This is a genomic window from Kitasatospora sp. NPDC049285 (assembly GCF_040678815.1).
Lineage (GTDB): Bacteria > Actinomycetota > Actinomycetes > Streptomycetales > Streptomycetaceae > Kitasatospora.
Map to the genome: position 1 here is coordinate 1 of NZ_JBFAQR010000109.1, position 10,437 is coordinate 10,437.

3 protein-coding genes are annotated in these 10,437 nt (G+C 69.1%); all 3 read right to left on the reverse strand.

The window, feature by feature from the left end:
• Positions 1-108: 108 nt before the first annotated feature.
• On the reverse strand, positions 109-612 hold the full coding sequence (locus AB0K51_RS34005) for a hypothetical protein (RefSeq protein ID WP_363462045.1): 504 nt from the start codon (positions 610-612) through the stop codon (positions 109-111).
• Positions 612-6,947 carry an RHS repeat-associated core domain-containing protein gene (locus tag AB0K51_RS34010; protein ID WP_363462047.1) on the reverse strand — a complete coding sequence of 2,112 codons (6,336 nt, stop codon included), beginning with the start codon at positions 6,945-6,947 and terminating at the stop codon, positions 612-614. The genes AB0K51_RS34005 and AB0K51_RS34010 overlap by 1 nt, the downstream gene beginning before the upstream one ends.
• Before the next feature lie 382 nt (positions 6,948-7,329).
• A partial coding sequence (locus AB0K51_RS34015; protein ID WP_363462049.1) for a hypothetical protein occupies positions 7,330-10,437 on the reverse strand: 3,108 nt, incomplete at its 5' end.

Below are 10,437 nucleotides of genomic sequence, written 5' to 3' on the forward strand. Positions count from 1 at the left end.
CACCCCGGGCCAACCCCCCGGGGCCCCCCACCCTGTGGTGCCCCCCCTGCCGGGGGCGCGAAAAACCCGCCGCCGGGCCCCCCCCGGCCCCCCCCCCGACTGGCATTGCTAGACCTTCAGGGAGGCCCCGTAGACCACGGGCGTGGACGGATCGGTGAGATCCACGAGGACCGATCGAGTCGGAGCATGCGGATCCGAGTCGACTCCTGGGACCACCAGCCCCCGCAGCGATTCGGGCTTCGGGAACTGCCAGCCCGCGTCACGCACCGCTGCGGTGCTGAGCGCGAAGTCCGGACTTCCCAAATCCGCCTCGTTCCTGCCCAGTCCGGACAGGAACGCACCCAGGCCCTTGGCATCGGTCCGGAACGACACCCAGAACGCGGAGCTGCCGATGTCCCGGTCCTCCGCATACACGGCCTGCTCCGCACCGGCCGGAACCTGCAGGCCGTAGCCGGCCGCAAGGCCGGCAGCGGGAATCCCACTGGCCGATGCCCGCGCCGTCGGTTCGGCGCGGGTGCCGTCCGATCCGGCACCCACCGCCGAACCGCACGCGGCCAGCGCCAGGGCGGTCAGCGGCGACAGCAGGAGTACAGAGAGGTGTCTTCTGGTCATCAGGGCATTCCCCGCCTGAGAGTCGCCCCGTAGACGTTGAAGTCACGAGCCAGACCAACGGTGTTGAGGTGGGCGATCTCAGGCTGGGTGAGGTGGATCCAGAACTTGTCCAGGTCCCCGCGGCCTTCGCTCGGGATTCCCCAGTCGTAGCGCTTGCGGACCTCGAGCTCGTACTGGCCCGGCTCCGCGGCCGAGGTGACCCGCCACTGGAAACCGTTCAGCGCATAGTACCAGTCGAGGCTTTCCTTCTCGCTGGCGCGCGTGCTGACCCAACCGGAGTCGTAGGTCGACGCGCCCTTCTTCTTCACCTCCTGCAGGTAGGTGTCCACCTCCTTCTTGAATCCGGGAATGTCGCCGATCATCTCGTTCGGATCGACGGTGTAGTCGTCACCGCTTCCGTCGAGGAAGTGCCGCAGGAGCTTCGAGGTGTTGTCCCACCCCTTCAGGTTGGCGCCACTGACAACCTGGTAGAGGAGGTTCCTGACCTTCATGTCGTGCGGACCCGGCTTGTGGATGTTGTACTCACGGCTCTCGGTGTCGGTGTAGTCGTCACCGGCGTCGTGCTCCAGCTCCCACATCCGGTGGTGGTAGTCCTCGGCCGCCTGCGCCTTCTCCTGCTGCCGGTGGAGCCGCTCGGCGTTCTGCTTGGCCGGCTCGCTGCACTCGTGCGTGTCGCACCAGATGCCGTCCGGGTCGGTTCGCAGGCCCTTCGGGTCACTCTTGCCGACTGGGTCACTGCTCGCGTAGGTGTAGCCGCCGAGCTGCTGGGAGTCATTGGCCTGGAACAGCGGGTCGACGCTGACGAACCGTCCGGTGACCGGGTCGTACTGGCGTGCGCCGAGAACGGTGAGTCCTGTGGTGGTGTTGCTGGGCGCGTTGAGGAACCCGCGGTTGTCCGCCCAGGTGGCCGCGGTGCCGCGGGGAGCGCCGTAGGGGGTGAACTGGCGCCAGGTCGGCGTCTGGGCGGTGCTGTCGAGGGTCAGGGTCGCCGTGCCGTGTGGGTCGGCGATCTCGAACCGGTAGTTGGTGCCGAACCCGGTGCGGACGACAGTGCCGCCGCCCGGCAGAGCCGTGTAGCGGACGCCGGTGACCGCACCGCCGGCCACGGTGAGCTGCTCGCCGGACAGGTACAGGACCGTGGAGGCCGGGTCCTTCTGGAGAAGCACTTGCCCGTTGGCGTCGTAGACGTAGGTGGTGTCGCCGGCCGTGCCGTGGACCTTGGTGAGGCGTCCGGCGTCGTCCCAGGTGAGGGTCTGCGCGCCGTTGGCGGGGGTGGTCCGCTGGGTCGTGTTGCCCGCGGTGTCGTAGCCGAAGGTCGAGCTGTTGCTGGTGGAGGTCAGGGTGTGGGCCTGGCCGGTGTTGTTGCCGTTGTAGGTGTAGGTGGTGGCGGTGTCCGCGCCTCCGGTGGTGGAGTGTTCGGTCTGGTTGGTGCGGTTGCCCAGCGGGTCGAACTGCCAGTCGGTCCAGTACGAGCCGTTCGCGATCGCGTCGCCCACCTGGGAGTGGTTGAGCGCGGTCGGGTTGGCGGCGCAGGAGTCGGTGGCGGTCCACGCCTGGGTGAGCCGGTCGAGTTGGTCGTAGCTGTAGCACTGCGTCTCGGTCGTGGCACCGAGGCGGGTGGAGGTCTGGCGGACGGTGTTGCCGGCCAGGTCGTAGTCGTAGTGCTGCTTGTCGACGTCGCTCGGCGTCCCGGTGTTCGAACGCGACACCAGTTGGTCGGTCAGCCGACCCGTGTGCGGGTCGATGGTGTTGGTGATGTACGCCAGGTTGCTGCCGGTGCCGAGCGTGGTCTGCTCGACCCGCCCGTACGCGTCGTAGCTGGTGCCCTGGGCGTAGCCGGTGGTACCGGAGGTCGCGCCGTTCGGGAGGTCGAACGCGGTCGCGTAGGTCCGGGTGACGGTCTCCAGCGGGAGCCCGCCGCCGGCCGGCGACTGATCGGTGTACGGCAGGCCCTTGATCGCCGTGTAGACGTGCTTGAACGTGTAGGGCTTGGCGATCAGCGCGTCCTCACCCACCGGAATGGTGATCGTTTCACCGAGCGACTTGCCCATCGCAGTGAAGCCGAGCGCCTGGGTGGTGTACGCGCGGCCGCCGTCGTAGGAAGTGACGGTGGTGGTCTGGCCGATGGCGTTGGTGACGCCGGCGACGGTGTTGTCGTTGTCGTAGACCCACGAGGCGAGCTGGTTCGCCGAGCCCTTGGTGGCGAGCGTGGCCGCGTAGCTGCCGGTCTTGCGGTTCACCGCGTCGTAGGTGGAACTGACGCTCTTTCCGCGGGAGTCGGTGCTCTGCACGAGATTGCCCGCGCCGTCGTACAGCATGCTGCTGACACCGGCGTCGGGGTCGTTCTTGGCCACGGCCTGGCCGAGCAGGTTGTAGGTGGTGGTCCAGGTCGAGCCGTTGGCGGTGACGGTGCTCTGCTTTCCGTGGCCGTCGAAGCCGTAGGTGATCGCCTGGCTGGTCCCGCCACTAACGCTGTACGTGCCGGTGAAGGAGTCCGCGGGGGCGTTCAGCGTCGGGCGGGCCGTGTAGTCGTCCAGCTCGGCCGTGCGGCCCAGCGGATCGGTGACGGTCGTCTTCACCGTGCCGCCCGCGGGCGGGATCACGATGGTGCGGTCACCGCCATAGACGGTGGTGGTGACCTCCTTCGCCTGCGCGTACTGGTAGGAGGTGTCGACGACCGTCCGGCCGAGGCCGTCGTAGGTCGGGACGCTCTGGCTGGGGATCTTCGAGTCCTGCGGCATCGAGGCGACCGACAGGGACGGCGAGTTGTCCGGGTCCCAGTACGGGTTGTTCTTCTTGCGTACCCAGCCGCGCGAGTCGTAGAACGACTCGGTGATAAGCCGTCCGCCCTTGGGCGTCGGCGCCTGGGTCTGCCGCACCCGGCCCAGCGAGTCGTAGATGCTGTATGAGGTCACGTAGCCGAGCGAGTCGTTCAGCGACTGCGTCGTCGTCCCCGACACGCCGGTCTGCGACACGGTGTAGGTGTAGAGCGTGTTCGCCGGGTCGCTGGTGACCCGGGAGTTCTGCCACACCGAGACCAGTCGGCCGAGCACGTCGTAGCGCGACGTCGCCACCACGCCGTTGGCATCCGTCGCCGTCAACGTGAGCCCCCTCGCGGGCGCTTGCGTATTGGTGGCCGTCTGGTTCTTCGCGTTGGTGACGGACTGACCGGTCGTCAGTCCGACCGCGTTCATGGTGTAGGCCGTCGTCGTAGCGTTGCCGTTGCCGTCGTAGCTGACCAGCGGGCGGCCGTAGCCGTCGAAGGTACCCCGCGAGACGGTCTGCCAGGTGAAGGCACCACCCGAGTAGTCCGCGGCCTTGCGGGTCATGGTGACGTTGCCGACCGTGGGCGCGTTGGTCTGCGGGAAGGCCGTCGAGTAGGTCGCGTCGTCGTAGAAGGTTTGCTGTGCGGAGACGACCTGCGCCGGGCGGTTCACCAAGGACGGCGCGCCCAGCGTGTTGGTGGAGCCGGGCACCGACGGCTTCGCGCCCTGGGTGTATCCGGAGCACGCCACCGAGTCGGTCTCCTGGGAGGCCACGAGGCCGACCAGGTTGAGCGAGGTGTTCGCCGGGGCGTAGGTGGTCGTGGCGCAGGTGTCGTAAGCAGGGTTCACCGGCACGGTGTGCGTGTAGGTCGCGTTCAGCAGGCCGAAGTTCACATCACTGACGGTCGCGTTGTAGCTGGAGTCCGTCTCGGTGTACCGCCAGCCCGAGGTGACCGCCTGCCGGGTGAACGTCTCGACCGGCTTGACCGTGTTCGCGGTCAGCGCCGGCAGACCGGTGCGGTTGCGCGTGGCCGTCGCGGACGAGACCCAGTACGAGGTGATGGTGGAGCTGTCGACCGCGCCCCCGTCCCCCTTGTAGCTGCTGGTCTCCAGCGCGCTGCCGCTGAGCTGGGCGCTGTCGGGGCGGACGCCGCCCTGCGAGTCGGTGACGCTGACGCTGCGGTTGGTGGTCGGGGTCAGGTAGTCCCCGTCCATGCCGCGGTAGTAGTCCGTGACCGACTTCGTCCTGCGGTCGTTCGCCCCGTCGCCGGTGCGGGTGATGACCGTGCCGTAGCCGCGGAACTGGCCCCAGGTGCGGTACTTGGCCTGCACGACCTCGTTGTCGTCGTAGTGCCAGGCCGCGCCGCCGGTGTACTCGTAGCTGGTGGCCTTCTGCAGGGCCCCGCCGGTGGCGTCCGCCTCCAGCACCTGGGTCACCGCGTACTTCTCGAACCAGTCCATGACCGGCGCGCTGTAGAACTTCGGCGTCCAGCTGACGGGATAGCAGGAGTTCGTGTTGGACGAGGCGTTCGCGGAGGCCACGTACGCCGCGGTGCACGCGTTCGGCAGACCGTAGGTGATGCCGGTGACCGCGCCGAGCTCGGAGGTGATCGAGGTCAGGCGGTAGCGGAACATGCCCGGGAAGTTGGCAGTGTCGACGCGGTTCTGCATCGTCGTTCCGCCGAACTTCACCGCCGGCAGCGCGAGGGAGCCGGAGCCGCCCGCCGAGGTGTCGGCGCCCGTGTGCGTGATGCTTGCCAGCCACAGGGTCGGCGAGGTGCCGTCACCCGTGGGGGGCTCCGTCTGCGCGAGGTCCCAGGTGTCGACCGGCTTGTACTGCGAACTCGCCGTGTCGTACTGCTGGGTGACGATCTGCTTCAGCCGCGCGGTCGAGAACATCGACGGCGACTTCGGCGAGCAGGTCGCACCCTGGTTGCAGATCAGGTCGAACGGCACGTCCGGGTACTGCGTCGCGTTGTTCGCCGCCGAGATCGGGTCGCACGTCGTGGCGACACAGCGCGAACCCGTGATGAACGAGACCTGGTCCGGGACGGTGCCGTACGCGCCGCCGTCCAGGAAGCCGTAGTCGATCCGGGCGAGGTACGAGTCGCGCACGTACTTGGTGTTCGACGCGCCGTTGTTCTGGCCGTAGTAGTTGGTGTCCTGCGTGTAGTAGTACGCCATCGCGGCGCCCCGGACGTCCTTCACGTAGTCCAGGTGCCACTTGTACGCCATCGTGCACACCGAGGCGTCGAAGCCCGAGGCGTTGTAGCACGGGTCGCCCGAGTGCGAGGAGTACACCGGCATCGAGTCGACCGAGTTGGTGACCGCCCTGCCGGAGCTCCACCCCGGCAGCTGGTTGCGCCCGAAGTAGTAGACCGTGCCGGAGCGGTCCGTGACGGTCCAGTAGTCCGTGTTGTACGTGCCCGTCCCGTTGTTCGAGCCCGTGACGTGTGCGACCTTGGAACCGTCGTCGGCGGCCAAGGCGAACGTGCCCTTCGCGGCGTCGTAGACGATCGACGTGGACGCACCGTTCAACGACAGCGTCAGAACCTGGCCCGCGTAGCATTCGTCGGACGTCGCCTTCGGCGAGGCCGAGCCCTCCGGCTCGTCCGAGCACGACGTGAAGGTCTGCTGAATGAACGACTCCGGCGTCGACCAGCCGTCGCCGACCCACGAAGCCTGTGCCTGCGTGCTCGCCGTCTTGCCGTCGACCTCCGCCGAGTCGTAGCCCAGGGCGATCTTCGGCACGAGAGTGGTGGCCGCACCGGCCGTGGTCAGCGGATACGAGTAGGTGAAAGAGCCACCCGAGCCGCCACCGGTCCAGCTTCCGGCCGGACTCAACGCGCTGGCGGCGTATGAACCGGCCGACGAGCCGCCGTCGTCCGATCCTGAGGCCGCGGCCAGCACCATCGGCGCCGAGGCCGAAGACGCCTGCACCGCCGAGGCGTTGCCCGACCAGACCGCCGGAACGACCTTCCCGGTGTCGGTCGCGCTCGCCTTCACCGCACCGGAAGCGCCGAGGTCGACCTCCGCCGACACCGACTTCCCCGCCGCATCACGATCGGTCGCCAGCGGCGTCCTCACCTGACACGCCGCCACCTCCGGCGTGGTCAGCGCACACGCGGGCAGCGAGACGAGCTGCAGCCGCGACGCCCAGTTGCCGCCCAGCGCCTCCGCGAACGCGGAGTAGTCGACCCCGACCCGCACCTTCCCGTGCGCGTCACCGCCGTCCACCGTGAACACCACGCCCGACACACCCAGTTGGGCAGCCTTCGCCTGGTCCAGCACCTTCACGTCCGCGCCCGGCGCGGACGATCCGGCACTGCCCTTCACCCACACCGGCGTCCCCGACGCCTGCGACTTCGCACCCGGAGCAGCCGACGCCGCCCGACCCGAAGCCGCCTTCGGCCACGCCACCGCCTTCGGCACGAACGCCCGCTTCGCGTCGTCCGGCACCTCGATCTTCCTGGCCGCGAGGGACTTGACCCCCTTGACCGCCGCCGCACCCGGAACCCCCGGCTTCGACAGCGGCGCAGCGAACGCCGGAGCCGCCGTCAACGAGGCCACCAGGGCCGCGATGGACAGCGCCCCCAGACTCCTCAGCAGCGGCGGCGGGCCGGACAGCCATCTCGGTCGCCCCCTTCGGGGACGAATCAATTCGGAACTGGGCATGCGAAAGCCACCCCTCCTTGCTGCGCTGCCCCATGGGCAGCGTCACCCCCCGGCGCACCAGCCGGCTCGGCAGCGACTATGACAGTGCACGACCCGTTAGGTCACGGGGAATTCGGGGAAAGATCGTTGGACTTGGTGAAGTCGTTACGATTGCGGCTCAGGCAAACTCGGCATCCGGCAGCAAAACCTGACAATCCGTCAATGAGAGCTACATGCTCGTCACAAACGCAGTGCCCCGCCACCTTGCGGTGGCGGGGCACTGTCAGGTGATCGGGTGTCAGTTGTTGGTGCCCGAAGCCCAGATCGGGACGCCGTCCGAGCTGTAGATCACCAGGTTGCCGTCCGGCTGGAGGAACATGCAGTCACCGGCCGAGACGACCATGGCCGCCCAGACACCGGTGCCGGCCTGGTGGGCCTGCTGCTGGTAGATGCCGAAGTTGCCGTCGCGCTGGAGGGTGAGGGCGGCGTTCGGGTAGCCCGAGCTGCCGACGCTCCAGGTGGAGCCGTTGGCCTTGGTGATGGTGAGGAGACCGGAGTTGAAGGTCATCGTGGCGCGGGAGGTGCTCCAGGACGAGCCGGTCGAGTAGTTGGTGTCGTCACTGGGGAACAGGACGTAGCCCGGGGTTCCGGAGAGCAGCGCGACCTGGTTGGGGGTGAGCGTCGTGCCGGCCCAGGTCTGGACGTTGGAGACGGCGCCGTTGAAGAAGGTCCGGTGGCCGCCGCTGTACATGTAGTCGCCGACGCGGAAACCGCCGGTGAAGCCGGCCACCGGGTCGTGGGAGCCGTAGCCCACCTCGATGCCGTTGATGTACAGCGCCATGACCTTGGTGCTCGCGTGGTAGGTGACCGTCAGGTGGGTCCAGACGCCGATCTGCGCCATGCCGCCGCCGACGCCCGCGTGGACGCAGTCGTAGGTCCAGGCACTGCTGTCCGCCTTGGACATGCAGAAGTACCACTGCTTCGAGTTCGCGTCCGCGTAGACGATGAACCCGGCCGAGCTGGTGCCGTCCTGGGAGAGGACCACGCCGTCGACGGCGTTGGGCTTCACCCACACCGAGGCGCTGAAGTCCGCGGAGAGGGTCGCGGCCGGGGTGGTGGTCGACAGGACGCCCGCGCCGGTGCCGTTCAGGTGGACGTCGGGGTTGAAGAGGTCCTTTCCGCTCCAGGTCGCGCCGGTGTCGCCCGACAGCGGCAGCGCTCCGGCGCTGTCGCCGGCGGAGGTCGCCCGGCTGCCCTCGGTCCCGCCCTCGCTCAACGCCCAGCTGTGGGTCGGCGCGACCAGCAGCTGCGAGGGGAGGGTGCTGAACGCGGTGCCGTTGAAGACGTTCGCGGTGACCTTGCCGGTGCCGTCGACGGACCACAGGTCGGCGGTGCCGTCGCGGTTGATGTCGGCGGCCTGCAGGACCGGCTTGGCGGCGGAGGTCCAGCCGCTGGCGGCGAGCTTGACCGGCGTGTTGGGCGTCGGGTTGGTGCCCTGCAGCGGGACGGCCGCCAGGTTGGCGAGGACGGTCGGGCTGTAGTACCAGAGCTCGCCGGTGGTGGTGTTGCGGGCGTACAGCGCCGGCAGGTTGTTCACCAGCGCGGTGGTGATGGTCCAGCCGGTCCAGTCGGCACCGCCGGCCGGGTTGGTCGAGGTCAGCGCGACGCTCGCGTCCGCGGCCGGGTAGGCGCCCGGGGTACCGACGCCGTTGGTGAGGGCGAGCTGGCCGTTGAACACCATCAGCAGGCCGGGGATGCCGACGGGGTCCTCGTGGACGATCTCGTACAGGGCCCCGGCGTTGGCGACCTGGGTGGCCTTGGCGCCGCCCTGGCCGGAGGTGAAGGCGACGGCGTTGACGTTGACCTGGGAGCCGGAGTTCGGCGTCAGGGCGGAGCCGTCGCCGGCGCCGTAGAGGATGTGGCCGGTGCCGTTGGCCGGGTTGTACTGCAGGACGTCGTTGAAGCCGCCGCCGCTGCGGAAGTGGCCGACGATCGCCTGGGAGCCGTTCCAGTCGGCGGCCGCGCCGGGCGTGTTGGCGCCGGTGCCCTGGATGCCGATGTTGTTCACCGCGGTGTTGACGCTGTCGGCCGTGGCGCCGGACGAGAGCCAGAGGCCGGACGGCAGGCCGGCCTGGTTGCCGACCAGGGCGAGGTCGGCGCGCCCGGTGCCGGTCAGGTCGTTCTCCGCCGCGGCGGCGGGAGCGGTCGCGTTGACCACCAGGACGGCCGTGTCGCCGATGTTGCCGCCGGCCGAAACCGCGGTCACCGACAGGGTGTTGACCGCACGGCTCGGCTTGATCGCGGCGTTGGCGGAGCCCGACACGGCGGCGACCGACACCGGCGACGCGCCGTTGAGCTGGTACAGGAAGCTCGCCGGCGCACTGCCCGTCGCGTTCGCGGTGAACGTGAACGTGGCCGCGGTGCCGACCGTGTAGGACGGGTTCGCCGCCTGGGTGATGGTCGGGGCACCGGGGACCGTCGGGTCGAAGGTGAACTGGCAGGTGCTGCTGACCGGGCTGGTGGCGCTGCCGTCGCTGGTGTAGACGTTCCAGTTGAAGGTCGTCTGGGCGCCGTTCGCCGCGGCGGCGAGGGTGGCGCGCGGGATGACGAACGCGGAGGTGGTGCCCGCGGTGGCGGCGAGGCTGCCGGTGGAGGAGGAGGCGACCACGGTGCCGTCGCTCTTCTTGAGCGTGAAGGCGACGCCGAGGCTGCCGCCGTCCTGGTCGTTCACCCCGGCGTAGAGGACGACGTCACCGTTGCCGATCACGCTGGGCGGGTTGGCACCGCAGACCGTGGCGGGCGAGGTGCTCAGCGAACCGGGCGCGGTCGGCGCGTGGTTGTAGGTGGTGGAGATCGACATCGAGGACGGCTGGAACTTCTTCCAGCCGTACGAGTCGCCCTCGTCACCGGCCCGCAGACCGAGCGTGATGTCGGACTTGCCGCTGGCGACGGCGCTCTGCATCGCGCCGGTCATGGTGAAGCCGACGGACTGAGCGGGGCAGCTACTGCTGTAGCCGTGCGCCTCGTTCTTGGTGTCGAGGCGGGAGATCAGGCCGGGCTGGTTGTTCCAGGTGGTGCCGGAGCCGATCGAGCCGGTCCACCACAGCTCGACGTTGCGGCCGGAGCACGACGGCGACCAGGTCTCGGTCGCGTAGAAGGTCGAGGAGCTGATCTGCGCGCCGGCGAGTTCGGGCGCGACGCTCATCTGGGCGAACGCGCGGCCCACGTAGTACGGGGACTCCCAGCCGTTGTAGCCGACCCGCAGGCCGGTGGAGTCGCTGGTGCGCCAGTAACTCTGGGAGGGGAACGCCGAGCTGACGTAGGTCCAGTTCTGGCCCCAGCCACCCGCCGAGTACGACGGGTCGATGTACAGCGGCCAGACGGTGTCCTTGCCGGCGAGCAAGTC